We start from the raw sequence: 24,174 nt of genomic DNA, 5'->3' as shown, positions 1-24,174 counted from the left end.
AGTCCCCCGTGGCGGGCTGGGATGATCGAGCCATGCCCGTATCTCCGTCCCCGACCCCGTCCCCGGTTCCCTCCCCGGTCCCGGCCCCGACCGCGCCCCTCGCCACCGACCGGCTGCTGCTGCGGCCCGTCCGCACCGGCGATCTCCCGGCCGTGACCCGGCTGTGGACCGATCCCGAGGTACGGCAGCACCTCGGCGGCCCCGTGACCGAGCCCGTCATCCGTATCCGGCAGCGGCGGATCGTCGGTGCGTCCGGATTCCATGCCGTGATCCGGGTCGAGGACGGGGTCCTGCTGGGGCTGGTCACGGTGGAGCCGGGCGCGCGGAACGGGGAGACGGAGGTGTCGTACCAGTTCCTGCCCGAGCACTGGGGGAGGGGCTACGCCCGGGAGGCGGTGGGCGCGGCCGTCGCGAGGGTCCTGGAGACCGCGCCGAGCGTGGTCGCGGTGACCCAGGAGGCGAACCACCGTTCGCGCCGGCTCCTGGAGGCCGTCGGCCTGGAGCACGTGGACTCGTTCGTGGAGTGGGACGCCCGTCAGGTGCTGTACCGACGGCGCCGGGCCTGACACCGCGCCGTCAGCAGGCAGTGCAGCGCCGAAGGCGTGGGCGCCCCCGCCGTCAGCGCGGGCGCTCGCCCGCCGCGAGCGCGGCCACCGCCCGTTCGAGGCGCGCCACCCTTGTCTTCGCGGTGCGCGCCTGCCAGAGGCTCACGATCACCAGGTAGCGGTCGGTCTTCCCCAGGGCGTCGAAGGCCGCCGCGGCCGTCGGGTCCGCCGCGAGGGCCGCCGCCAGGTCGTCCGGGACGGTCGCGTCCTTCTGGGAGGGGTACGCGGCCTCCCACCGGCCGTCGGCCCGCGCCGCCCGCACCTCGGCGAGGCCCGGTTCGCGCATCCGGCCGGCGGCGGTGAGCGCCTCGACCTGCCGCACGTTGACCTGGGACCAGAGACTGCGCGGCCGGCGCGGGGTGATCTTCTGGAGGTACGTCCGCTCGTCGCGCGCCATGCGTTTGCCGGTGATCCAGCCGTAGACGAGCGTGCCGTCGAGGATCTCCTCCGCGGTCGGGGAGGGAAGGCCCGAGTCCTTCTTCGCGAGCAGCAGCCAGATACCCGGGGTGTCCGCGTGGTGGTTCTCCAGCCAGGCCTCCAGCTCCTTCCCGTCGTCGAACGCCATGACCGCCAGCCCCTCGACCGTCTCCACCGGAAGACCCCTCCCAACACCGCCGACACCGCCGGCGAGTCCGCCGACGGTCCTTCGTGATCCATCCTGCCCGACCTCGACCCCGAGGGCGGCACAGTCCGGATCGCCGAACTCGCCCTCCACCGGCTCGCCTCCACCTGCCGGCTCACCGGCCCGCCTCCCGCCCGGGTACGGCAGGGGGCGACGTACCATCTCCGGATCGTCCACCAGGGCGCCCGCGTCCAGGTCCTCCTCGACGGGAACCGGATCCATGCCAAGGAGCTCTGACCCATGTCCTTCCTGGTGATCGGCGAATGCGTCGCCGACATCGTCCGCGCCCCCGCCGGGTCCGGCGCCGCCGACCGCGTCCACCCCGGCGGCAGCCCCGCCAACGTCGCCTACGGCCTCGCCCGGCTGGGCCGGGACGTCACCCTGCTCACCCAGCTCGCCGACGACCCCTCCGGCCGGCTGATCGCGGACCATCTGAAGGGCGCGGGCGTACGGATGGCCCTCGGCGGCACTCCCGCGCGCACCCCGTCGGCGGCGGTGGGCCTCGACGACCGGGGCCGGGCCACGTACACCTTCGACATCGCCTGGACCCTGGAGTCGGGGGAAGCGGCCGCCGCCGCACCCGCCCATGTGCACATCGGCTCGATCGCCGCCGTCACCGCCCCCGGCGCGGACGCCGTGCTCGCCGAGACCGAACGGCTCCGCGGCCGGGCCACGGTCAGCTACGACCCGAACGTCCGCCCGGGGCTGATGGGCGAGCACGAGGCGGCCGTCGCCCGGGTGGAGCGCTGCGTCGCCCTCGGCGACCTCGTCAAGGCGAGCGACGAGGACCTCGCCTGGCTGTACCCGGGCGAGGACCCGCACGCGGTCGCGGCCCGCTGGCTGGCCCTCGGCCCGGCCGTCGTCCTGGTCACCCGGGGCGCTGACGGCTCGCTCGCCGTCACCCGGCGCCACACCGTCGCCGTCGAGGCCCCGCCGGTCACCGTCGTCGACACCGTCGGCGCGGGCGACTCCTTCATGTCCGCCGTCCTCGACACCCTCGCCGGGCAGGGCCGGGCGGCGCTCGGCGCACTCTCAGCGGAGGAGCTCACGGGGCTGCTCGCCCGGGCCGGCACGGCGGCTGCCGTGACCGTCTCCAGGGCCGGCGCCCAGCCGCCCGACCGGACCGAACTGGACGCCGCACGGGCGGAGTTCGCCCTCAGATCCGGGCGTGCGTCGTGATGTCCGAGGCGAACTGCCCGACCATCTCCGGAGTGACCGTCGGCCGGCACTGCCCGATGGCCTCCAGATAGTCCGCCGTGCTCGCCCCGGGCGCAGGGCCGTCCGCGCCCCGGCCGCCGACCGCGACCAGGTCCCGCTCGAAGGAGGCCTGGGCGGCGATCCGCGCCGCGTGCTCGATGTCGGCCGGGGTGAACAGGTCGCTCGCCAGGACGAGTTCGTCGATGTCGACGTCAGCCCGGCCGTCCGTGTAGCGGGCCCAGATCGCCGCGCGCGCCACCTTGTCCGGCGTACCGATCGGGATGAGGTAGTCGAAGCGGCCGGGGCGCAGGAACGCCGGGTCGAGGGAGCGGATCGAGTTGGTGGCGCAGACAAGCAGCCGCTCGTCCCGCTCCCGGAAGCCCGGTATCAGCTTGAGGAGTTCGTTCGTCACACCGTGCATCCCGCCTGGCTGCGCGGGCTCGGAGCGGACCGGGGCGATCTCCTCGACCTCGTCGATGAAGACGAGGACCCGCTCCAGCTCGGCGATCCGCGCGAACGCCGACCGCAGGGCGGCGGCCAGGTTCCCCTCGTCGGCGAGGCGGGACGGCAGGATCTCCACGAAGGGCCAGCCGAGCCGGGAGGCGATCCCCCGGGCGAAGGTGGTCTTGCCGGTGCCGGGCGGACCGAAGAGGCAGACCGCGCGCGGCGGCCGCACCCCGTGCCGGGTGGCCCGCTCCGGCTCGGCGAGCGGCAGCACGACCCGGCGCTCGATCAGGTCCTTCTCGCGCTCCATCCCGGCGACCTTGGCCCACAGGTCGCCGGGGAGCAGCCGGCCGCCGAGGTCGTCGAGGAGCCCCGCGGCCGGCCCGTGCAGGGGCTCGACCTTCTCGAAGTAGGCGACGGCCGGCTGACGCGTGTACCCGGCGTTCAGCAGCCCCTCGCCGAGGAGCTCCTCCTCCGGCAGGACGTACGCGATCCGCCCGACCCGGGCGGCCACGAGCCGCCGCTCCAGCTCCACGAGCAGGGCACTGGCCAGCCCCAGGCCGCGCCAGGCCGATGAGATCGCGATCCGCATCACCCAGGCCCGCTCGCCGGAGACGCAGGCGAGCGCGGCACCGATCGGCGCGCCCTGGTGGACGGCGACCACGGCCGGCTGCCGGGAGGTGAGGGCTCCGATGCACTCGGCCAGCGAGAAGACGGACTCCTGCCCGAGCTCGGCCGTGGTGTCGATCAGATGGACGACGGCGGCGAGATCGCTCTCGCGGTAGTCGTGAATGTGCCAGTTCACCGGTGGTACCGCCCCTCGTTGGTGCCTTTGCGGCGAGGCTAGGCGCGGCCGTGGACCCCGGTCGTGCGCCGCCGTGCACAAGCCGGTGCGGGCAAACGCTCCGTACCGGCTCTATGCGCTGCGTGCGGGGCGGGACGCGGAAGGCCCCCGGAAATACGTACGGCGGCACCTCCGGGAATGGGGGTGCCGCCGTTGCGGGAGGGATCAGAACGTCACGTCCTGCACTCGGTCATGAACGTCACGTCCTCCTCTTGGTCATGAGCAGTCCGCCGGCCGTCAGGGAGAACAGGCAGACGCACGCGCCGGTGATCACGTTGCTCAGGATCATGCCGGTGTCGGGGTTCCGCGTGACCACCCAGGGGGCGACGATGAGCCACGCACCCAGGAGCAGTACGACGAAGTTCAGGTCCTGCGACCGCTCGGGCGCCATCGACATACAGAGGCCGAGGGCCGCGATGGTGATGCCGACGACCAGGTTGCTGATGGCGAGTTCCGGTCGGGCGGCGGAGAAGTGAACCGTCCACGCGGAGATCGCGGCGTAGATTCCGGCGAGGATCACGAGTTCCTCGACCGCCGCGACACCTCGGGTCTGGAGCACACGGGAATAGCGTTCCCGCATTTCCGACGCATCGGGGTGTCCCGCGATATCACCGTGACGGTGAGAGACGTCGGCCATACGACTCGCCTCCTTCTGGCGTCATGCGTGTCTGACCGCGTTCGCGGCAATCCTGCCGCTGCTCCATTGTGCTCTTATATGGTCTTTATGTGTAGGTCTGTCCCATGGGGGAAGCGCACAGAAATTGAGCCGTGGATATGCCGGGAGCCACCAAAAACCCGGAGATTCCCGACAAAGATCCAGGGAAAGGCCGAGGCCCCGGCACCTTTCGGTGCTCGGGGTGCCCCGGCCCGTTCCGGCGTAGCCTGGAAGCGGACTCGGGGTCCACCCATGCACCGCCGGGAGAGTGTGATGGCCGGCATCGTACGGAAGAGCTTCGATTCAGCGGACGAGACCCGTCCCTTCACGGAAGAGAAGGGCAGGCTCGACCTGGTCAACATCGAGGGCGGTGCGGTCGGCCGCGCCGTGTTCGAACCGGGCTGGCAGTGGTCCAAGCACGTGAAGCCGATCGCCGGCACCGACAGCTGTCAGGCCTCGCACGTCGGGTACATCGTGAGCGGCCGGATGAAGGTCGTCATGGATGACGGCGAGTCGGTGGAGTTCGGCGCCGGCGACTTCATGGCGGTCAAGCCCGGACACGACGCGTGGGTGCTCGGGGACGAGCCCTGCATGGCGCTGGACTGGACGGGCTTCGCCGACTACGCCCGACCGTCCGGCTCCTGACGCACCCACCCGTCAGGCTCCTGGCGCGACCGTCAGGCTCCTTGCGCGGGCTCCTCCGCGGTCATACGGCGGCGGCGGGCGTGGCGGGCTCCGCAGTCGACGCGCCGGAGGCGATGCCGAACGCCGGGTCCGGGACGGACTCGGGGGCGAGGAGTACCGAGGAGCTGCCGTCCACGCCGACCGGCACGTCACCGTCGATCGTCACCCGGCGGAGCTTGCGCTCGTGCTCGTCGGAGTCGTCCACGCCGTAGTGCTGGGTGGCGCGGTTGTCCCAGATCGCCACGTCGCCGACCTGCCACTGCCAGCGCACGGTGTTCTCGGGGCGCTCGATGTGCGACTGGAAGAGGGCGAGCAGCGCGCGGGAGTCGGCGCCCGTCAGACCGCTGATCCGCTGCACGAAGTTGCCCAGCAGCAGGGTCCGTTCGCCGGTCTCCGGGTGGACCCGTACCACCGGGTGCTCGGTCAGGTACTTCGTCGAGGCGAAGACCTCGCGGAAGCGGGCGAGCTGCTCGGGAAGGACGCCGGGGCGCAGGGCCGCGTAGTCGTAGTCGTTGGAGTGCACGGCGCGCAGCCCGTCGGCGAGGGCGCGCAGCGGCTCGGGGAGATGTGCGTACGCGGTCGCGGTGTTGGCCCACAGGGTGTTGCCGCCGTAGGGCGGGATGGTCACCGCGCGCAGGATGGAGAAGGCGGGATAGGCCGGCACGAAGGTCACGTCGGTGTGCCACTGGTTGGCCCGGGCGCCGTAGTCGGAGTCGATCGGGAAGGAGTAACGGCCGTCGGCGGAGGGGACGGTGGGGTGGGAGACGGGTGTGCCGAGGAGCTTGCCGAAGGCCTCGTGGGCCTCCTCGTCCAGGTGGTCCTGGCCGCGGAAGAAGACGACCTTGTGCGCGAGGAGCGCGGCGCGGATCTCGGCGACGGTTGCGGCGGGGAGGTCGCCGCCGAGGCGGACGCCGGAGATCACGGCGCCGAGGCGCCCGCCGACCTTCTGGACGGTGACGGTGACGGAGGCGGTGGTCGTTGCGGTGGCGGTGGCGGTCGACATGGTGGGTGGTCCTTTCGGAGTTCCGGACGCGCTCCGGAATTAATCTCGGAGCGGAAGTAATGAGGGGGCGAGAAGCCGCGGGGGCCCTGGTGCAGGGGTGCAGGGGACCAGGGGTGCACGGCGTGGCGGGTCAACGGGAGACCGGGGTGCACGGAGCGGCGGCGTGTACGAGCGCGGGAGCGGCGGAACCGGTCACGCGAGGGGGTCGCGAGAGTCAGGCGCCGGAGCCGGCGGTACAGGTGGAGGTCGCGAACATGTCCCGGAGCCTCGCAGTGGCCGCCGCGGGACGTCAAGCGGCCGACCGGGCCCCGAACCGCCGCTCCCGGTGGTTGAATCGGCGCCTGCCCGGCGCCACCGCCCCGGCCGGCCGAACCCCGTAGAACCTTCGCTGACCAGCGGTTTCCCGCCGCTCGTGGGTGAGGTCGGCCCGCGTGCGGCGGAGCCGGGGTGGGTACACCGCCGGTGGGCCCGGGATTTCACACCCCCGCAACAGTGATCCGGAGAGACATCCATGACGACCACCCCGCACGGTTCCCGGATGGCGGGCGACGGCCGGCGTGAGGCCAACGCCGCCACCGTCCTGCGGACCGTCCTCGACCACGGTCCGGTCGCCCGCAGTACCGTCGCCCGGCTCTCCGGGCTCAGCCCCGCCGCCGTCTCGCGCCAGGCCACCGACCTCACCCGGCTCGGCCTCCTGCGCGAGCTGCCCGAACCGGCCGGCGGCGGGGGAGTGGGGCGCCCGCAGATCCCCGTCGACCTGCACATCGGCGCCTCCGGCGGACCGGTCGTCGGAGGCGTCCATCTCGGCGTCCCCAGCTCGACCTTCGGCCTGGTCGACCTGCGCGGGCGGGTCCTCGCCCGCCACTCCCACGCGCACGACGGCATCGCCCCGGACGAGCTGCCCGCAGCGGTCGGCCGCGAGCTGCGCGGCTTCCTCGACGAGCACACCCGGGGGCGCCCGCTGCTCGGCGTCGGCGCCGCGGTCGGCGGCTGGGTGGACCCCGCGGAGGGCGTGGTCGTCCGCCACGACGCCTTCGGCTGGCGCAGGCGGCCGCTCGCCGCCGAGCTGGAGAGGGGCCTCGGCGGAGGCGCCGTACGACTGGACAACCACGCCCGTTCCATCGCCCAGTCGGAGATCCTCTTCGGGCGGCCCGCCGCGCGACGGAGCCTCGTCCATCTCTTCATCGGCAACGTCGTCGACGCGGCCGTCGGGCTCGCGGGGGTCGTGCACCAGGGCCCGGGTTCGGCGGCGGGGGACGTGGCGCACCTGCCGGTGCCGGACTCCACGGTCCCCTGCCCGTGCGGGCGTACGGGCTGCCTGGAGGCGACCGCCTCCAACACCGCGCTCGGCCTCACCGCCGTGCGCCGGGGGATCGTTCCCGAGCCCGACGCGTTCCTCGTGGTGGACGCGGCGGCGGCGGGGGACCGGCGCGCCGACCGGCTGCTGCGGGAGCGGGCGCGTGCGGTGGGCCGTGCCACCGCCCTCCTGCTCGACGTCCTCAACCCCGATCTGGTCGTCGTGACCGAGCACTCCAGCGTGCTCGAACCGGAGTACCTGGAGGAGATCCGCGGTGCCGCGATCGACCTCTCGCACGTCTGCGACGACCCCGAACGCATCGTCAGTCCACATGCCGGACCGGCCACCCTGCCTGTCGCGGCGGGCACGGTTCTCTTGAATCACCTGTTCAGGAGGCCTCTTGAGGTCGTCGGAGAGCTGCTTACCCAGAAGGGTCGGAGCTGATGTCGTCTCAGAATGCGGGCATGGCCGGTTGACCGTCCCGCGCAGCCGCTGTCATATTGCTCCCGTGAATCCGGACATGCGCCTCATCTCCCGCAGGCACGTCGACCTCTGTCGACAGGCCAGCGCGGTCTGTGCCGTCCGCGTCTGATCCCTCGCGCCGGCGGCCGAGCGGTTCGCCGCGTCGGTCCGCCCGCAGCGGCCGGCCTCCGCTGAACGCCGCCCGGCGCCGCTGACCTTCCGGCCGCGTCCGACCCGTCGTTCTCGGGCCGCCCGCCGTCACTCCGCCGTCACCCGTCGACGATCGGCGCACCCCGTCGACGATCGGCGCACCCTGTCGTCCCGGCCGCCGGGCGGCCGTTCCGCCGTACCCGGCAACGCATCCTCGAATCGCCGCACTCCGAATCGCCGCACCCAGTGTCGCCGCACCCGGCGTCGCCGTTCCCGCCCCGTACCGCGTCTCCGTCCTTCCCCGCGCGTCCGGCGCTCCTCATTCCTCCCGCAGCGGAAGTAATAGCCGCGACCCGCGGGCCTCCGATCCCTTTCACAGGCAGGCAACGATGACCGAGTCGTACCCCTCCACGTCCACCGCTCCCTCCCGGCGCACCACCCTGCGTGCCGCGGGCGGCGGCGCCCTGCTCCTCGGGCTCGGCCTCGCGGGCTGCCGCTCGGCGGTCTCCGAGTCCGGAGCCTCGGCGGACGGGGCCCCGGCGGGCGGGGCGGGCGCGGAGCCCCGGCGCGGCGGCACCCTCACCGTGGCCGTCAACACGGACTTCACGCCCAGCCTGCTCTTCGCCCAGAGCGGCCAGTCCCTCCAGCACCGGCTGATCTACAACACGCTCACCCGCTACGACGAGGGGCTGAATCCTCAGCCGGAACTCGCCACCTCGTGGGAGTACGCGAAGGACGGCCGCAGCATCAGCCTCACCCTGCGCACCGGCGTCACCTTCCACGACGGCCGGCCCTTCACCGCGGACGATGTGATATTCGCGGTCAAGAACCTTCAGAACCCGCTCAGGGCAGCCCAGTTGAGGGCCACGGCCGCCGCCGTCACCGGATTCGAGAAGCGGGGTGACCACCAGCTCGTCCTGAAGCTCTCCCACCCGGTGAACAACCTCTTCGACCTCTTCGAGTTCATGATCATCACCGATCCGGGCAGCGTCGAGTCCGCCGTCACCGGCAAGAAGCTCAACGGCACCGGCCCCTTCCGGCTGACCGAGTGGAGCCCCGGCTCCGGCCTCAGCCTCACCAGGAACGAGTCGTACTGGCAGCCCGGCCGCCCCTACCTCGACGGCGTCGAACTCCGCGTCGTGCCCCAGGCCGACGCGCTCCTCTCCTCCCTCCGCACCGGGCAGTCACAGCTCTCCTTCAGCGTCCCCGGCAAGAACCTCGCCGTCGTCGCCGCCACGCCCGAGCTCGCGATCAGCGAGTACTCCACGGGCGGCGGAGCCGTGTACCTCGGCGTCAACACCACCGTCGCCCCGCTGAACGACAAGACCGTACGCCAGGCCCTCGCCTGGGCCATCGACCGCGAACGGATCCTCAAGCAGGTCCTCGGCGGCTACGGACTCGCCTCCGCCACCCCCTGGCCCAAGTCCTCGCCCGCCTTCACCGAAGCCGGCCGCACCCACTACACCCACAACCCCGGCAAGGCCCGCGAGCTCCTGAGGTCCGCCGGACACACCCGCCTCGACCTGCCGCTCCTCCACATCAACCTGCCCGGCGATACGGCGGTGGCCGAGGCCGTCCAGTACGACCTCAAGCAGATCGGCGTCCACGTCACCCTCCGGCCCACCGACCCGGCCACCGCCCAGAAGAACCTCATCTCCCAGAACATGCCCGGCCTCTGGACGATGAGCCACGGCTTCGCCCAGGTCCAGCCGTCCACCCTCGCCGTCAGCGCCTACCCCTTCAACGAGGCCAAGAACACCTCCAAGTACCGCTCCGCCGCCTACACGAAGGTCGTCCGCGAGGCCTGGACCACGTCCGCCGACGGCGCCCGCGCCAACACCCTCCGGCAGCGGATCACCGACACCCTCCTCGACGAGGCGTTCATCATCGACCTCGCCATCCGCGGCGCCGTCCAGGTCTCCGCCAGGAAGCTCCACGGCGTCACGCTCAACAAGTTCTCCTATCTCAACCTCGACAACGCCTACCTGGCGGGCTGAGATGCGCGGCTACCTGCTGCGGAGGCTCCCCTCCGCCCTCCTCGTCCTCCTCCTCGCCTCCTTCCTCGCCTTCGCCGTCCTCCGGCTCGTCCCCGGCGACCCCGCGGCCGTCCTCGCCGGACCCGACGCGAGCGCCGAGACCGAGGCGGCCATCCGGGCCCGGCTGGGCCTCGACGATCCCCTGCCCGCCCAGTACGCGCGGTGGATCGGCGGCCTCCTCACCGGCGACCTCGGCCCCTCCTACGCGATCGGCGGCGAGACCGCCGACCTGATCGGCGACGGCATCGGCGCCACCGTCGAACTCACCCTCGGCGCCCTGCTGTTCGTCGTCGTCCTCGGCGGTGTCTTCGGCATCGTCGGCGCGACCTCCCGCAACCGCTGGCTGCGCGGCACCGTTCGGGTCCTCACCACGGGAGCGCTCGCCGTACCGCCCTTCGTCACCGGCGTGCTCCTCGTCCTCCTCTTCGCCGTCCTCCTCGGCGTCCTGCCCCCGGGCGGACGCGTCCCGCTCCTCACCGCACCCGACCTCGGCGTCCAGTACCTGCTGCTGCCCGCCCTCTGCCTCGCCCTGCCCAGCGCCGCCGTCCTCGGCCGCTACCTCAAGGACAGCATCGAACGCGCGCTCGCCGAGGACTACGTCCGCACCGCCACCGCGGCGGGCATCGCCCCCCGCCGCCTGCTCTGGCACCACGCCCTGCCCAACGCCCTCCCGCCCGTCGTCACCCTCCTCGGCATGCAGACCGGCCACCTCCTCGGCGGCGCCGTACTCGTCGAGGCGATCTTCGCCTGGCCGGGCCTCGGCCAACTCGCCGAACAGGCCCTGGTCCGCCGCGACTACCCGGTCGTCCAGGACCTCCTGCTGCTCCTCGTCGCCGTCTTCGTCCTCGTCCAGCTCCTCACGGACCTCGTCCACGCCCGGCTCGACCCCCGGATCAGGTGGAAGTGACCATGGCAACCCGCGCTCTCACACCGTCCCCAGCCACCGTGGAAACGGCCCGGGCCCGTAGGACTCTCCACCCCTACCGGGCCGCCCTCGCCACCGCCCGCGGCCGCACCGGCCTCGCCCTCGTCGGCCTGGTCGTCCTCGCCGGGCTCCTCGCCCCGCTCCTCGCCGGCCACGGCCCCACCGACCAGAGCGCCCTCGCGCTCGCCGGACCAGGCACCCCCGGCCACCCGCTCGGCACCGACGACCTCGGCCGCGACCTCCTCGCCCGCCTCCTCCACGGCATCCGCGCGGACCTCGGCATCATCGCCGTCGCCGTCCCGCTCGGCGCCGTCCTCGGCTGCCTCCTCGCGCTGGCCGCGGCCGCCCACCCGATCGCCGACACCGTCGTCCAGCGCGCCTTCGACCTGGTCCTCGCCTTCCCCGGACTCATCCTTGCGCTCGCCGTCACCGCGATCCTCGGCCCGGGCCGGCTGCCCGTGATCCTCGTCATCGCCCTCGCCGAGATCCCCGTCTTCGGACGGCTGCTCCGCACCGGCATCCTCGTCCAGCGGAGCAGGGAGTACGTCACGGCCGCCCGCGTCGGCGGCACCTCCGGCGGCCGGATCCTCACCCGGCACGTCCTGCCCAACGCCGCCGACCCGCTCGTCGTCCAGATCGCCGTCTCCCTCACCGTCGCCGTCTTCATCGAAGGCGCCATGAGCTTCCTCGGCGTCGGCGTCCGGCCCCCCGAACCCACCCTGGGCGCGGTCCTCAGCCAGTCGATGCCCTATCTCGCCCAGGCCCCGCACTTCGCCGCGGGACCGCTCGTGACCGTGACCGTGCTCGTCCTCGGCCTCTCCCTGACCGCCGAGGCACTGAACCGGGAGATACGCCGATGACCACCCCGCCGCTCCTCGAAGTCCAGGGACTGGACGTCGAGTTCACCACCCCCGACGGAGGGTCGCTGCACGCCGTCCGCGACGTGTCCTTCACGCTCCGCCGGGGAGAGACGCTTGCCGTCGTCGGCGAGTCGGGCTCCGGCAAGTCCACCACGGCACTCGCGCTGCTCCGGATGCTCCCCGGCACCGGCCGGATCAGCGGCGGCTCCGTCCGACTCGACGGGCAGGACCTCGCCACCGCCGACGAGTCCGAGCTGAGGGCCGTACGCGGAGCCCGGATCGGCATGGTCTTCCAGGACCCGATGACGGCCCTCAACCCCGTCCTCACCGTCGGCCGCCACCTCGACGAGGTCCTCCGCGCCCACGACGGACGCACCACGGCCGCGAGCCGCGGCGAGAGCACGGTCCGCCGGGACGAGGCCCCCCGCGGCGACAGCACCGTCCGCCGCGAGGAGGCCCCTCGCCCGGACGGCACCGTCCGCCGCGACAAGGCCCCCCGTCGGGGCAAGGCCGCCCGCCGCGCCCGCGCCGTCGAACTCCTCCGCCTCGTCGGCATCCCCGACGCCGAACGCCGCCTCGACGACCACCCGCACCAGTTTTCCGGCGGCCAGCGCCAGCGCGTCCTCATCGCCATGGCCCTCGCCGGCGAACCCGACATCCTCCTCGCCGACGAACCCACCACCGCCCTCGACGCCACCGTCCAGGACCAGATCCTCACCCTCCTCGGCGAACTCACCCGCACCACCGGCACCGCACTCGTCCTCATCACCCACAACATGGGCGTCGTCGCCCGCGCCTGCGACCGCGTCCTCGTCATGTACGGCGGCACCGTCGTCGAGGACGGCCCCACCGCCGAGGTCCTGTCCCGCCCCCGACACCCCTACACCGCCGGTCTGCTCGCCGCCGTGCCCCGCCTCTCCGCCCCCTCCGGCACCCGGCTCACCGGCATCCCGGGGACCCCGCCCGACCTCAGCCTGCCTCTCGTCGGATGCGCCTTCGCCGCCCGCTGCGCCCTCGTGGAGGACCGCTGCCGCACCGGCGCCCCGCCGCTCACCGCTGTCACCGACACCGTCCGCGCCGCCTGCCTCCCCGCCGCCGAACGCACCGAACCGCTGCCGCCACCCCCGCCGCCCGTACGGATCGACCGGCCCGCGCCCGGCGCCGTCGTGCTCGCCGCCGAGGGCATCGTCAAGACCTACCGGGGACGCGGGGCACGAGGCCGCCGCCTCACCGCGCTCGACGGCGTCTCCCTCACCCTCGCGGCGGGCGAGACCCTCGGTGTCGTCGGTGAGTCGGGCTCCGGCAAATCCACCCTCGCGCGGGTCCTCGCCCACGCCGATCCCGCCGACGACGGCCGGATCCTCCTCGACGGCCGGGACATCACCCGCCCCGGCCGGGCCGAACTGCACTCCGTACGCCGCCGGGTCCAGATGGTCTTCCAGGACCCGTACGCCTCGCTCAACCCCCGTATGACCGTGGGGGAGATCGTCGCCGAACCGCTGCGCGCCTTCGGCATCGGAACCCCGGGCGAGCGCGCCGGGCGCGTCGCGGAACTCCTGCGGCTCGTCGGCCTCGACCCCGCCGCGGCCGACCGGCACCCGCGCTCCTTCTCGGGCGGCCAGCGTCAGCGCGTCGGCATCGCCCGCGCCCTCGCCCCCGAACCCACCGTCCTCATCTGCGACGAACCCGTCTCGGCGCTCGACGTCTCCGTCCAGGCGCAGATCGTCGGGCTCCTCACCGACCTCCAGCGCGATCTGGGACTCGCCCTCGTCTTCATCGCCCACGACCTGGCCGTCGTCCGCCAGGTCAGCCACCGCATCGCCGTCATGCACGAGGGCCGGATCGTCGAGACCGGCGGCGCCGACGAGCTGTGCGAGAACCCCCGCGACCCGTACACCCGCGCGCTGCTGGCCGCCGCGCCCGAACCCGTACCCGTGCCCGTGTCCGCATCGGCATCCGCGTCCGCATCCGGAGCCGCGTCAGTGCCGGTCCCCGCCGGGGCGGTGTCCGCGTGAGCGCCTGCTGCACCCCGGGACGCGGCTGTACGGGAGCGGCCGGCGCCGCTCGGGCCGTCGACCTGCTCCCGCCGCCGACGGTACGGACCGCCCCGCCGCCCGGTCCCATGGTGGAGCTGCCCGGCGGGACCTTCCGCATGGGCGACGCCTTCGGCGAGGGGTACCGCGCCGACCGCGAGGGACCCGTACGGGAGGTCACGGTCGCCGCCTTCGCGATCGACGCCACCGCCGTCACCAACGCCCGGTTCGCGGAGTTCGTCAAGGCCACCGGATACCGCACCGACGCCGAACGCTTCGGCTCCTCCTTCGTCTTCCACCTCCTGCTCCACCCCGCCGCCGAGGGTCACGTCCTCGGCAGGGTCCCGCAGGCCCCCTGGTGGCTCGGCGTCACCGGGGCCGCCTGGCACGCCCCCGAGGGCCCCGGCTCCGGCCTCGAAGACCGGGCCGACCATCCCGTCGTTCACATCAGTCACGACGACGCCCTCGCCTACTGCACCTGGGCGGGCGTCCGGCTGCCCACCGAGGCCGAGTGGGAGTACGCGGCCCGCGGCGGCCTCGACGGCGCCCGCTACCCCTGGGGCGACGACCTCACCCCCGGCGGCCGGGAGATGTGCAACACCTGGATCGGCACCTTCCCGCACCGCTCCGAACGCCCCGGCGGACGCGTCGGCACCGTGCCCGTCACCGCGTACGCCCCCAACGGCCACGGCCTGTACAACACCTCCGGCAACGTCTGGGAGTGGTGCGCCGACGCCTTCGGCCCGAGCGCCTCCGCCCGTCCGGCCGAGCGCGTCATCCGGGGCGGCTCCTACCTCTGCCACGCCTCCTACTGCAACCGCTACCGGGTCGCCGCCCGCTCCCACAACACCCCCGACTCCTCGACGGGCCACGGCGGATTCCGCACCGCCCGCACGCTCTTCCCGGAAGGACCCGCACCCCGATGAGCACCGCTCCCCGCCGCGACCCCTACGAGGGCTTCCCGGGCCGGGTCGGCCGCACCTTCGCCGACTCCGAACCCGCCTGGCCCACCCGTACGACCCCGCCCGCCAAGGCCCCGAACATCGTCGTCGTCCTCGTCGACGACATGGGCTTCAGCGACATCGGACCCTTCGGCTCCGAGATCCCCACACCGGTCCTCGACGGGCTGGCCGACGGCGGTGTACAGCTCACCAACTACCACACGATGCCGCTCTGCTCACCGGCCCGCGCCGCCCTGCTCACCGGCCTCAACCCGCACCGCGTCGGCTACGCCATGGTCGCCAACGCGGACCCCGGATTCCCCGGCTACGGCATGGAGATCGCCGAGGACATCCCCACCCTCGCCGAACTCCTCCACGACGCCGGATACGCCACCTACGCCGTCGGCAAGTGGCACCTCGTCCGCGACTCCGCCTCCAACGCCGCCGACGACCGCGCCAACTGGCCGCTCCAGAAGGGCTTCGACCAGTACTACGGCGTCCTGGAAGGCCTCACCAGCCTCTTCCACCCGCACCAGCTCGTCCGGGACAACAGCCCCCTCGACATCGACGAGTTCCCCGACGACTACTACTACACCGACGACATCACCGACCGGGCGATCTCCATGGTGAAGTCGCTGCGCGCCCACGACCCCGACAAGCCCTTCTTCCTCTACCTCGCCCACAACGCCGTCCACGGCCCCCTCCAGGCCAAGGCCGAGGACATCGCCCGCCACCGCGGCCGCTACGACGAGGGCTGGGACACCCTGCGCGAGCGCCGCTTCGCCGCCCAGCTCGCCGCCGGCCTCTTCCCGCCCGGCACCGAACTCCCCGCCCGCAACAGCGAGGCCGGACTCGACGTACCCGCCTGGGACTCCCTGACGGAGGATCAGCAGCGGCTCTACGCACGCTACATGGAGGTCTACGCCGCCCTCGTCGACAACATCGACCAGAACCTCGGACGCCTCACCGAGACCCTCGCCGCCCTCGGCGAACTCGACAACACCATCGTCGTCTTCACCTCCGACAACGGCGGCACCGGCGAGGGCGGCGCGGAGGGCACCCGCTCCTACTTCAGCCGCTTCGTCCACCACCCCCGCCTCCCCGGGGACTGGGACCCCGACGTCGACCGCGACCCCGAGCTCATCGGCGGCCCCCGCAGCCTCGTCCACTACCCGCGCGGCTGGGGCATGGCCTCCAACACCCCCTTCCGCCTCTACAAGGGCCACACCTACGCGGGCGGCGTCCGTGTGCCCTTCGTCCTCTCCTGGCCCGAGGGGACCCGCGACGGCAGGCTCGCCACCGGACCGCGCACCCAGTACCAGTACGTCACCGACATCGCGCCCACCCTCCTCGAACTCGCCGGCCTCGCGCGGCCCGAGAGCCGACGCGGCGTCCCCCTCCAGGAGCTCGACGGCACCAGCTTCACCCCCGTCCTCGCCGACCCCGCCCACGCGTCGACCCACCCCGAGCAGTACTGCGAGATGACCGGCAACCGCAGCCACTACCGCGACGGCCGCAAACTCGTCACCCTCCACCGGCCCGGCGCCCCCTACGACGACGCCGAATGGGCCCTGTACGACATCCGCGCGGACCCCACCGAGATCCACGACCTCGCCGCCGAACAGCCCCAACTCGTCAAGGAGTTGTCAGCCGCCTGGGAGGAGGCCGCCTGGCGCAACGGCGTCTTCCCGCTGCCCGACCACAGCGGTGCCCTCGCCCGCCGCCACCCCGCCGAAGAACGCCTCTCCCGCCCTCTCACCCTGCTGCCCGGCACCCCGGAACTGGAGCGCTACCGCTCCTCCCGGCTCGTCTCCCTGCGCTCCTTCGAGATCGCCGTGGCCGTCGACGAGACCGGGGACGGGGTCCTCGTCTCCCACGGCGACCAGGGCGGCGGCTACAGCCTGTACGTCGAGAACGGCCGCCTGACCTTCGCGTACAACGAGTACGGCCGCCTCCACGAGACCGACGCGGGCCCGCTGACCGGGGGCCCGCACGAGATCCTGCTCACCGCCACGGCCGAGGAGGGACTCCGCTGGCGGTTCACCGTCGCCGTGGACGGCGAGCGGCGGGCCGCGGCCGACAGCGTCCACCAGCTCGTCGGGATGGCCCCCTTCCAGGGCATCAGCGTGGGAATCGACCGCAAGTCCCCCGTCTCGTGGCCGCTCTTCGAACGCCACCGCTCCTTCCGCTTCACCGGCCGGCTCCGCTCCGTCACCTACCGGCCCGGAGCCCCTGGCCCCGACGCGCCCGAGGCGGTCGCGGCGGCGCTGAAGGAGGCGGCGGCGGCCTTCGAGTGACGGAACGGGGGTGGGCCGGGGCGGGGGCCGGGGCCGGGGTCGGGGGGAAATTCCCGGGCCTGCCCCCACCCGACCGGCCACAATGCCCTCATGACCCAAGACCGACGGAAGCCCGCGCCCCGCACCGGCGCCGACGCGACCGACTCCCGGGACCCCGAGATCGCCGAGGCCGTGGCGGGCGAACTGCGCCTCCTGGACCCGGCCGTACGTCTCTCCCGCGCCCTCGCCGCCGAACTCCTCGACCCCGAGTTCGTCGAGGTCGGAGCCTCCGGTCGACGCTGGACGTACGAGGAGATGCTCGCGGCGCTCCCCGAGATGGCCGGAAGCGCCGAGGACGGCCCGCGCTACGAACCCGCCGCCTTCACGGGCGTCCTGCTCGCCCCCGGACTCGTCCACCTCACGTACGAGACCGTCCGCGACGGCCACCGGGCCCGGCGCAGCTCACTGTGGCGGCGCGGTCCGGGGACGGCGGACGGCGAGGGCCGTGCGGACGGCGGGGGCCGTGCGGACGGCGGTGGAGGCGGCATGGGCGGCCTGCGGATGTACTACCACCAGGGAACGCCCGTACCCGACACCCCCTAGGAGTTTCCGACGTTTCCGACCAGGACCTGTCCGGCCGATCATGGGCTGTGGAAGGATGTCGTCCATGACTTGCATCCGAAGGGGCCGTGCCTCGTAGAACACCAGCCTTGCTTCGGTCGCGGACACGCGGCTGGGGAAGCCCCTGGGTGCGGTATCGCGATATCCCAGGTCTGTCGGGAGCGGCGAATGCTGCCGTCCGTGTGCTCGAACGGGAACGATTGTCTCCGGGCATCGTGGCAGTGGCGCTGAGCGTGTGGTCCGTGCGTGTTCACGGCACGAAGCGCCGGTGGAGGCAGTGGGAGGCTGAATTCACCTGCCCGTGCTGCGGTGAGGGTTGGGCCCGGGACAAGCTGCAAGAGGCTCTGTTCATGCTTCCACCGAGGGCCGCCGGCGAACTCCGGGCGCAGGTAGAGCGCCTGGACGCGATGCTCCTCGGGCGCACGCATCACGAGCCAACGGCAGAGCCGGGGTTGGCTTGGTGGCATCGCAGGTGTTGACCGCACCCATGTCGCCCACTGGTTCGTTGGCTCTTGTGTGACTGGCGGACCGGAGTGCAGTGGCGTGACCTGCCTGAACGCTACGGGCCGTGGAAGACCATCTACGAGCGCCATCGACCCGGTCGGCCGACGGAACTTGGGAACAGTTTCTCCAGCAGGTGCAGACCCAGGCCGATGCCGCGGGTGAGATCGACTGGGACGTCTCGGTTGATTCCACCTCGATCCGTGCCCATCACCACGCGGCCGGCGCCCGAAAGTCCCCACCGCCTACCGCATCAAAAGGCGTGTTCTAGGTCGGGTTCCGGTTCCCGTCTCCTGCCGTGATGATCACGGTGTGGCGCGTGGGGATCTTTCTGATGGGCAGTGGTCGGTGCTGGATTCGTTGTTGCCTGCGGCAGGTGCCGTCGGTATCACGAACACATAACGGGTCTGAACCGAAAGTGCGGGTGCTGTTCACCTCCAGGGCGGGTTACGTCAGCATGGCGCTCGCCGGCTCGGCACAGGCTCCGTCTCGTCCGGACGTGAACCGGTCGTCCTCACACCCCACTCCTGAGGGAGAACTCGTGCATCTGCCCCGTTCCTTGCGCACCGCCCTGGCCGCCACAGTGGTGCTCACTGCCCTGCCGCTTGCCGCGGCAACGCACGCCGACGCCGCCGTGACCGTCAAGCGGGCGAAGTCGCTGGTGATCGGAATCGACGGCGCGACCTTCGCCAAGTTCGCACCGGCGAGCATGCCCAACGTCAAGGGCCTGATGGCCGCGGGCATGACCGCCACCAGCAACCTGTACGCCAACCCGATGGCCCCCACCTACTCCGGCCCGGGCTGGTCCACGATCGCCACCGGCGTGTGGCCCGACAAGCACAACGTCCTGGACAACAACTTCACCTCCCCGAACTTCGGGCAGTACCCGGACTACGCCACCCGTCTGGAGGCCGCGAACCCGGCGCTGAACACCCTGGTCGTCGGCACCTGGAGCCCGATCCCCACCAAGGTCTTCGGCTCCGCCGTCGACACCCGTCTCGGGGGCGTCAGCGACGCCAACACCACCACGACGGCCGTCAACAAGCTGTCCACCACCGACCCCGACGCCACCTTCGTCCACCTCGACGACGTCGACGGCGCCGGCCACAGCTACGGCGCCGCGTCCTCCCAGTACCTGGCCGCCCTGAACACCGCCGACGCCCAGGTGGGCCAGATACTCAACGCCGTCACCTCCCGCGCCACCTACGCCGACGAGGACTGGCAGATCATCATCACCGCCGACCACGGCCACACCGACGGCGGCGGTCACGGCGGCAACACCCCGCAGGAGCGGCAGACCTTCGTCATCGCCAAGGGCACCGGCTTCGCAGCGGGCTCGACCCGCTACGACGTCAAGGTCAGCGACATCGCCCCCACCGTCCTGGCCCACCTCGGCGTCACCGCCAACCCGGCGTGGAACCTGGACGGCAAGGCGGTCTCCGCCCTGACCCCCGACGCCTTCGACTCCCTGCGCCCCTCCCTGAACACCCGGGTCGACGAGACGGGCATACCCTCCACCGTCAAGGGCTGGACGACCACCGCGCCCTCGGGCTGGAGCATCGACAACTCCGCCATGCCGGCCGGCGGTGTGACCGAGTGGCGCGGCTGGTCCTTCGCCACCGACGAGTTCTGGACCAACGTCTCACTCGGCCAGCAGCGCGAGACCAACGTCCGCGCCCGTGACGTCTTCGCCGTCGCCGACTCCGACGAGTGGGACGACAAGACCCACAACCCCGGCCAGTTCGACTCCACCCTGATCAGCCCGGCCTTCGCCGTGACCGGCGGCGCCCAGGCCACCGTCTCCTACGCCACGCACTACAAGGTGGACGGCCCGCAGACCGGCGACGTCTACATCTCCTACAACGGCGGCACCCCGCAGCTGCTGAAGTCCTACCGCACGGACCACAACACCGTCGAGAAGTTCACCGTCAACGTCCCGGCCGGCGCCACCAACGCCCGCCTGCGGTTCCGCTACACCGGAACCAACAGCTACTTCTGGACCATCGACCAGGTCAGCCTCACGCCGTGAGCTGAGGTCATGTCACCTCCGGTGACGTGAGACAAGGGCCGGGGAGCGGATCACCGCCGCTCCCCGGCCCCTTCATGTCCCCGACCCGGGCCCCCGCACTCGCGGGGATGGTCCCGTGCCGTCTCCGACTCTGTCGGGAAGGGTGCCGTGATCGACCGGACAAGTCCTAGGGCGTGTGTCGAAAGTCCCGCCTGCCCGGCGGCGCCCGGCACGCACGCTCGCCGCGTTGTCGGGATCGCCCCGATACATCCAGTATCGGGGCGACCCTCCGCCTTGCGATCGCACGCACCGGACACCGCCGGGCCTGCCCTTCGGGCAGACGGCGCTACTTTCGACACACGCCCTAGCGCGGGGTGATCCCGCCGGCGTAGACGTTGTCCGGGGTGACGACCTCGGTGATCGCTCGGGCGAGCAGCGTGGACGGCTCCTGGTTGTCGACGCGGCGGGCGTCCGTGTTGAGCATGAGGACCAGCGTGGCCTTCTGCGAGGGCAGGTAGACGGTCACGGTCTCGTACCCCGGCAGGGAGCCGTTGTGCCCGATCCATCCTTCGGTCTCGAAGATGCCGAGGCCGTAGCTGGTGCCGGGGAAGCCGGTCGGCAGCGTCTTGAGCCGCTGCGCCTGCGTCTCGGGGCTGAGCAGCTTCCCGGTGGCCACGACCTCGGCCCAGTGGCGCAGGTCGTGCAGGTTGGAGATCATCGCCCCGGCCGCCCAGGCCCAGCTGGGGTTCCAGTCCGTGGCGTCCTCGATCTCGCCGCTCAGCGTCTGGTCGGTGTAGCCGTGCGAGTGGGGCTCCGGGAACTCGGTTCCCTCCGGGAACAGTGTGTCGCGCAGGTGCGCCGGTCGGAGCACCCGGTTGCGGATGAAGTCGGAGAGCTTCTGGCCGCTCACCTTCTCGACCACCAGCCCGAGCAGGATCAGGTTGGAGTTGGAGTACTCGAACTGCGTGCCCTGCTTGAAGGTGTTCTTGTGCTTCATGCCGTACGCGAGCAGTTCCTCCGGGGTGAAGGAACGGTACGGGTCGCTCAGCAGGTCGTGATCGAAGTCCGCGTCGGAGGTGTACGGGAACAGGCCGCTGCGCATCTCCGCGAGATGACGGAGCGTGATCCGGTGACCGTTGCGCACGCCGGGGATGTAGTCGGCGATCGGGTCGTCCAGCCCGATCCGGCCGTCGTCGACGAGCTTGAGCAGCGCGGTCACCGTGAACGTCTTGGTCTCGCTGCCGATCCGGATGTACGAGTCGGCGGCCATCGGCTCACGGGTCACGGTGTCGGCGACGCCGGTCGCGCGGACGTAGCTCCCCTTGCCCGGCATCCAGAGTCCGGCCACGACGCCGGGAATCCCGGCCTGCTTGCGGATGTCCTCGATGACCTTGTCCAGCCGGGCGTTCACCTCGGGGCCGAGGCCGCCCGGCGGGCAGTCGTCCTTGTCGTGCAGGCCGACGCCGGCGGCGTGGACCGCCGGAGCGGGAGCCACGGCCATCGGGGCCAGCACGGACGCCACGAGCAGCGCCGCGGCGAACAGACGTCGGGTGGGGGAGCGTCGCATGTGGGGGCGCCTCTTCAGGTCGGGGAGCGGACGGCAACATCACCACTCGCGTCCCGGGGACGGCGCCCCGTGCGTCACGCGCTCCGGCGAGTCCACTCGTTCGGAGCCGCGCGCACCGGGCCGGTCGACCCCGGCCCGGCCGGAATCGCCCCCCCCGCGCACCGCACCTGCCCCCTTGCCCGGCCGACCGGAGTGCGCCGGGCCCCCTACCCGTAGGCGTCCGTGACGCAGTCGACGGCGCACCGCCCGTACTCGAACCGTCTCCGCAGCGCAGCGGCCGCGTGCCGGCGCTCCACCCCGGTGTAGCCGTAGCGTTCGCGCGTCACCCGCACCACGGCCTCGACGGTGACGATCGCCGGTTCGCCCTCGCCGGCCGAGCGGCGGGCCGTCGTGATCACCTGGTCGGCCGCCCGCTGCAGATCGCGGGCGTACTCCCGCTGGGCGACGGACCGCGCCCGGGAAGCGGCGAACGGCCGCACGGCGCGCCCCTTCCAGACGACACCCGCCGTGATGAGCCCCGCGCCGAACAGCACGACGAGCAGCCCGACCACGGCATCCGGGTCCCACCTCATCGCACGCCGCCTTCCCCCTCCACGTGCAGGTCGTTCCAAGTCTAGAGGTGGGGACGCCGCTCCCGGGGGCGTGCCCAGGAGGGTGTCCGGATGTCGGCGTCCGTGGTGCCGCTGCTCGTCCCGCTCACGGGATTGACACGTGTAAGTGCTCGGTGGCACGCTCCTTCCCCGGCCCCGTGTCGCCCCCGCGCAGAAGGAGCAGCACCGCATGAGCACCACTGTCACCACCGCCCGAGGGCCCGTCCGCGGCGAGCGGCGCGCAGACGGCAGCCTCCGCTTCCTGGGCATCCCCTACGCGCAGCCCCCGGTGGGCGACCTGCGGTTCGCCGCGCCCGTGCCGCCGGAGCCGTGGACGGAGCCGCTCGACGCCACCGCGTACGGCCCGACCGCCCAGCGCCGCCCCTTCGGCGAGGTCGTCATCATTCCCGAGCCCACGATCCCGGGCGACGGTGTCCTCAACCTCAACGTCTTCACCCCCGACGCCGACCCCGAGGCAGGGCTTCCGGTCCTCGTCTGGATCCACGGCGGCGGCTACGTCGCCGGTTCGGCCGCCAGCCCCTGGTACGACGGCGCCGCCTTCAACCGCGACGGCGTCATCGTCGTCTCGCTCGGCTACCGGCTCGGCATCGAGGGCTTCCTCCACCTGGAGGACGCCCCCGACAACCGTGGCGTACGGGACTGGATCGCCGCCCTGGAGTGGGTCCGCGACAACATCGCGGCCTTCGGCGGCGACCCGGCCAAGGTCACCGTCGCCGGGCAGTCGGCGGGCGGCGGCGCCGTCCAGACCCTTCTCGCGGTGCCCTCGGCGCAGGGCCTGTTCCGCGCCGCGATCTCCGTCTCGGGCGCGGCCCTGCGGCCCGACGGCCCCGAGGTCGCCCGTGCCGTCTCCCGGCTCCTCACCTCCCGCACCGGCGTCCCCGCCACCGTGGCCGCCCTGCGCGACCTCGGCGACGACGAGATCCTCGCCCTCCAGGACCGGCTGGCCGAGCAGGGCCCGGACCGCGAGGGGGTGCCGGCGCTGCTGGCCCTCGCCCCCTTCGCGGACGGCGAACTGATCCCCGTACCCGTGCAGGACGCCCTCACGTCGGGGGAGGCGGGAGCCGACGTGCCGCTGATGCTCGGCTTCACCGAGCACGAGTTCACGATGATCCCCGCGCCGGGCCCCGAGGGGCCGCCGCTGCCCGTCCTGCTCGGCGGCCTCGGCCTCGACGTCGGCCGGACCGAGGCCTTCACCAAGGCGTACGAGGAAGGCGGAGAGGCCCTCCTCTTCGGTCAGGCGCTGACCGACGCGACCTTCCGCGCCCCGAACCTCGCCGTCGCGGACGCCCGCGCCGCGCGGGAACGACCCACCTGGCTCTACGAGTTCACCTGGCGCTCGCCGCTCCTCGGGCTCTCCTTCCACTGTCTGGACCTGCCCTTCGCCTTCGACGTCCTCGATGCCGAAGGTGTCGCGCCCGTCGCCGGGGACACGCCGCCGCGCGCTCTCGCCGACGCCGTGCACCGGGCCTGGGTCGCCTTCGTGACGCACCAGGACCCGGGCGCCGACTGGCCGCGCTACACGTCCGGCGGGCGCGCCACGATGATCTGGGACGCCGAGCCCCGGATCGCCGAGGACCCCCTGAGCGGAGTCCGCGCGATCTGGCTCGACTGAGACCGGGCGGGGCGGCCGCCGGGGGCTGGGTGAGGCAGTTGCCGGGATAGGGGGAGGTAGCTGCTGGGGCAGGGGAGGTGCCTGCTGGGACCGGGTGCGGCAGCCGTCCCCGGAGGCCGTGTCACACGTTCTTCATGCGCTGTGCATGGTCCGCCAGGGGCGGGCGCCTCGATGATCGACGGTGGGCCCCGAGCAGCACCACCGGGGCTCCGGAGGTGTT

20 protein-coding genes and 1 pseudogene are annotated in these 24,174 nt (G+C 72.6%); 15 read left to right on the top strand and 6 right to left on the bottom strand.

The genetic code is table 11. From position 1 onward, the window contains the following. Positions 1-32: 32 nt before the first annotated feature. A complete protein-coding gene (locus tag OG361_RS01780; protein ID WP_405851480.1) occupies positions 33-566 on the top strand; it encodes a GNAT family N-acetyltransferase in 534 nt (177 codons plus the stop codon). Between the two features lie 52 nt (positions 567-618). On the opposite strand, the gene OG361_RS01775 is transcribed toward OG361_RS01780, so the two are convergent. Beyond that, a complete protein-coding gene (locus OG361_RS01775) occupies positions 619-1,170 on the bottom strand; it encodes a YdeI family protein (protein WP_405862003.1) in 552 nt (183 codons plus the stop codon). Positions 1,171-1,467: 297 nt separating this feature from the next. Between OG361_RS01775 and OG361_RS01770 the strand changes: the two genes are divergently transcribed. Next, positions 1,468-2,406 carry a carbohydrate kinase gene (locus tag OG361_RS01770; protein WP_405851479.1) on the top strand — a complete coding sequence of 313 codons (939 nt, stop codon included), beginning with the start codon at positions 1,468-1,470 and terminating at the stop codon, positions 2,404-2,406. On the opposite strand, the gene OG361_RS01765 is transcribed toward OG361_RS01770, so the two are convergent. Next, positions 2,384-3,673: an ATP-binding protein gene (locus tag OG361_RS01765; protein ID WP_405851478.1), complete on the bottom strand. Its 1,290-nt coding sequence runs from the start codon at positions 3,671-3,673 to the stop codon at positions 2,384-2,386. The two genes, OG361_RS01770 and OG361_RS01765, sit on opposite strands and share 23 nt — an antisense overlap. 238 nt (positions 3,674-3,911) lie before the next feature. Further along, a complete protein-coding gene (locus OG361_RS01760; RefSeq protein ID WP_384574313.1) occupies positions 3,912-4,271 on the bottom strand; it encodes an SPW repeat protein in 360 nt (119 codons plus the stop codon). Positions 4,272-4,640: 369 nt separating this feature from the next. On the opposite strand from OG361_RS01760, the gene OG361_RS01755 reads away from it, so the two are divergent. Continuing rightward, complete coding sequence (locus OG361_RS01755) at positions 4,641-5,012, top strand: cupin domain-containing protein (RefSeq protein ID WP_405851477.1); 372 nt, start codon at positions 4,641-4,643, stop codon at positions 5,010-5,012. Positions 5,013-5,073: 61 nt separating this feature from the next. Here OG361_RS01755 and OG361_RS01750 read toward each other — a convergent pair whose 3' ends face one another. Next, positions 5,074-6,054, bottom strand: a complete 981-nt coding sequence (locus OG361_RS01750) for a TauD/TfdA dioxygenase family protein (RefSeq protein ID WP_405851476.1) — start codon at positions 6,052-6,054, stop codon at positions 5,074-5,076. 511 nt (positions 6,055-6,565) lie between these two features. Between OG361_RS01750 and OG361_RS01745 the strand changes: the two genes are divergently transcribed. The 11 genes and pseudogenes from OG361_RS01745 (at position 6,566) to OG361_RS01695 (ending at position 20,185) form a co-directional block, all read left to right on the top strand. Then, positions 6,566-7,795, top strand: coding sequence for an ROK family protein (locus tag OG361_RS01745; RefSeq protein WP_405851475.1), 1,230 nt, complete (start codon positions 6,566-6,568; stop codon positions 7,793-7,795). Positions 7,796-7,871: 76 nt separating this feature from the next. After that, positions 7,872-7,943 carry a putative leader peptide gene (locus OG361_RS01740; protein WP_329625827.1) on the top strand — a complete coding sequence of 24 codons (72 nt, stop codon included), beginning with the start codon at positions 7,872-7,874 and terminating at the stop codon, positions 7,941-7,943. Between the two features lie 409 nt (positions 7,944-8,352). Then, a complete protein-coding gene (locus OG361_RS01735; RefSeq protein WP_405851474.1) occupies positions 8,353-9,960 on the top strand; it encodes an ABC transporter substrate-binding protein in 1,608 nt (535 codons plus the stop codon). A 1-nt stretch (position 9,961) separates the two neighbouring features. After that, positions 9,962-10,906 carry an ABC transporter permease gene (locus OG361_RS01730; RefSeq protein ID WP_405851473.1) on the top strand — a complete coding sequence of 315 codons (945 nt, stop codon included), beginning with the start codon at positions 9,962-9,964 and terminating at the stop codon, positions 10,904-10,906. A 2-nt stretch (positions 10,907-10,908) separates the two neighbouring features. Beyond that, entirely contained in the window at positions 10,909-11,784 is an 876-nt protein-coding gene (locus OG361_RS01725; RefSeq protein WP_405851472.1) for an ABC transporter permease, read from the top strand. Continuing rightward, positions 11,781-13,799 carry a dipeptide ABC transporter ATP-binding protein gene (locus OG361_RS01720; RefSeq protein WP_405851471.1) on the top strand — a complete coding sequence of 673 codons (2,019 nt, stop codon included), beginning with the start codon at positions 11,781-11,783 and terminating at the stop codon, positions 13,797-13,799. The genes OG361_RS01725 and OG361_RS01720 overlap by 4 nt, the downstream gene beginning before the upstream one ends. Continuing rightward, positions 13,796-14,743 carry a formylglycine-generating enzyme family protein gene (locus OG361_RS01715; RefSeq protein WP_405851470.1) on the top strand — a complete coding sequence of 316 codons (948 nt, stop codon included), beginning with the start codon at positions 13,796-13,798 and terminating at the stop codon, positions 14,741-14,743. Before OG361_RS01720 ends, OG361_RS01715 begins: the two co-directional genes overlap by 4 nt. Continuing rightward, the gene (locus OG361_RS01710; RefSeq protein ID WP_405851468.1) at positions 14,740-17,055 is read left to right on the top strand and encodes an arylsulfatase; all 2,316 of its coding nucleotides are present in this window, start codon (positions 14,740-14,742) and stop codon (positions 17,053-17,055) included. Before OG361_RS01715 ends, OG361_RS01710 begins: the two co-directional genes overlap by 4 nt. Positions 17,056-17,145: 90 nt before the next feature. Further along, positions 17,146-17,637: a DUF4440 domain-containing protein gene (locus OG361_RS01705; protein WP_405851467.1), complete on the top strand. Its 492-nt coding sequence runs from the start codon at positions 17,146-17,148 to the stop codon at positions 17,635-17,637. Positions 17,638-18,173: 536 nt separating this feature from the next. Then, a pseudogene (locus tag OG361_RS01700) lies at positions 18,174-18,415 on the top strand (transposase); the annotation flags it as partial. Between the two features lie 282 nt (positions 18,416-18,697). Further along, positions 18,698-20,185, top strand: a complete 1,488-nt coding sequence (locus OG361_RS01695) for an alkaline phosphatase family protein (protein ID WP_405851466.1) — start codon at positions 18,698-18,700, stop codon at positions 20,183-20,185. A 343-nt stretch (positions 20,186-20,528) separates the two neighbouring features. On the opposite strand, the gene OG361_RS01690 is transcribed toward OG361_RS01695, so the two are convergent. Both OG361_RS01690 and OG361_RS01685 read right to left on the bottom strand, forming a co-directional pair. Beyond that, positions 20,529-21,731, bottom strand: coding sequence for a serine hydrolase domain-containing protein (locus tag OG361_RS01690; RefSeq protein WP_405851465.1), 1,203 nt, complete (start codon positions 21,729-21,731; stop codon positions 20,529-20,531). Positions 21,732-21,937: 206 nt separating this feature from the next. Next, positions 21,938-22,303, bottom strand: coding sequence for a hypothetical protein (locus OG361_RS01685; protein WP_384574291.1), 366 nt, complete (start codon positions 22,301-22,303; stop codon positions 21,938-21,940). A gap of 208 nt (positions 22,304-22,511) precedes the next feature. Here OG361_RS01685 and OG361_RS01680 point away from each other — a divergent pair, with 208 nt between their 5' ends. After that, the gene (locus tag OG361_RS01680) at positions 22,512-23,954 is read left to right on the top strand and encodes a carboxylesterase/lipase family protein (RefSeq protein ID WP_405851464.1); all 1,443 of its coding nucleotides are present in this window, start codon (positions 22,512-22,514) and stop codon (positions 23,952-23,954) included. Positions 23,955-24,174 lie beyond the last annotated feature (220 nt).

The sequence above is a fragment of the Streptomyces sp. NBC_00090 genome (assembly GCF_045160815.1).
Classification (GTDB): Bacteria; Actinomycetota; Actinomycetes; order Streptomycetales; family Streptomycetaceae; genus Streptomyces.
Note: the sequence above shows the minus strand (reverse complement) of the source record. Positions and strands in the feature narration are given on the sequence as shown.

Bases quoted from the DNA above. Each gene is read 5' to 3' on its own strand.
- OG361_RS01725 (WP_405851472.1), top strand. From the start codon at position 10,909: ATGGCAACCCGCGCTCTCACACCGTCCCCAGCCACCGTGGAAACGGCC.
- OG361_RS01720 (WP_405851471.1), top strand. From the start codon at position 11,781: ATGACCACCCCGCCGCTCCTCGAAGTCCAGGGACTGGACGTCGAGTTC.
- OG361_RS01690 (WP_405851465.1), bottom strand. From the start codon at position 21,731: ATGCGACGCTCCCCCACCCGACGTCTGTTCGCCGCGGCGCTGCTCGTG.
- OG361_RS01745 (WP_405851475.1), top strand. From the start codon at position 6,566: ATGACGACCACCCCGCACGGTTCCCGGATGGCGGGCGACGGCCGGCGT.
- OG361_RS01680 (WP_405851464.1), top strand. From the start codon at position 22,512: ATGAGCACCACTGTCACCACCGCCCGAGGGCCCGTCCGCGGCGAGCGG.
- OG361_RS01755 (WP_405851477.1), top strand. From the start codon at position 4,641: ATGGCCGGCATCGTACGGAAGAGCTTCGATTCAGCGGACGAGACCCGT.
- OG361_RS01730 (WP_405851473.1), top strand. From the start codon at position 9,962: ATGCGCGGCTACCTGCTGCGGAGGCTCCCCTCCGCCCTCCTCGTCCTC.
- OG361_RS01685 (WP_384574291.1), bottom strand. From the start codon at position 22,303: ATGAGGTGGGACCCGGATGCCGTGGTCGGGCTGCTCGTCGTGCTGTTC.
- OG361_RS01735 (WP_405851474.1), top strand. From the start codon at position 8,353: ATGACCGAGTCGTACCCCTCCACGTCCACCGCTCCCTCCCGGCGCACC.
- OG361_RS01710 (WP_405851468.1), top strand. From the start codon at position 14,740: ATGAGCACCGCTCCCCGCCGCGACCCCTACGAGGGCTTCCCGGGCCGG.
- OG361_RS01775 (WP_405862003.1), bottom strand. From the start codon at position 1,170: ATGGCGTTCGACGACGGGAAGGAGCTGGAGGCCTGGCTGGAGAACCAC.
- OG361_RS01705 (WP_405851467.1), top strand. From the start codon at position 17,146: ATGACCCAAGACCGACGGAAGCCCGCGCCCCGCACCGGCGCCGACGCG.
- OG361_RS01750 (WP_405851476.1), bottom strand. From the start codon at position 6,054: ATGTCGACCGCCACCGCCACCGCAACGACCACCGCCTCCGTCACCGTC.
- OG361_RS01770 (WP_405851479.1), top strand. From the start codon at position 1,468: ATGTCCTTCCTGGTGATCGGCGAATGCGTCGCCGACATCGTCCGCGCC.
- OG361_RS01780 (WP_405851480.1), top strand. From the start codon at position 33: ATGCCCGTATCTCCGTCCCCGACCCCGTCCCCGGTTCCCTCCCCGGTC.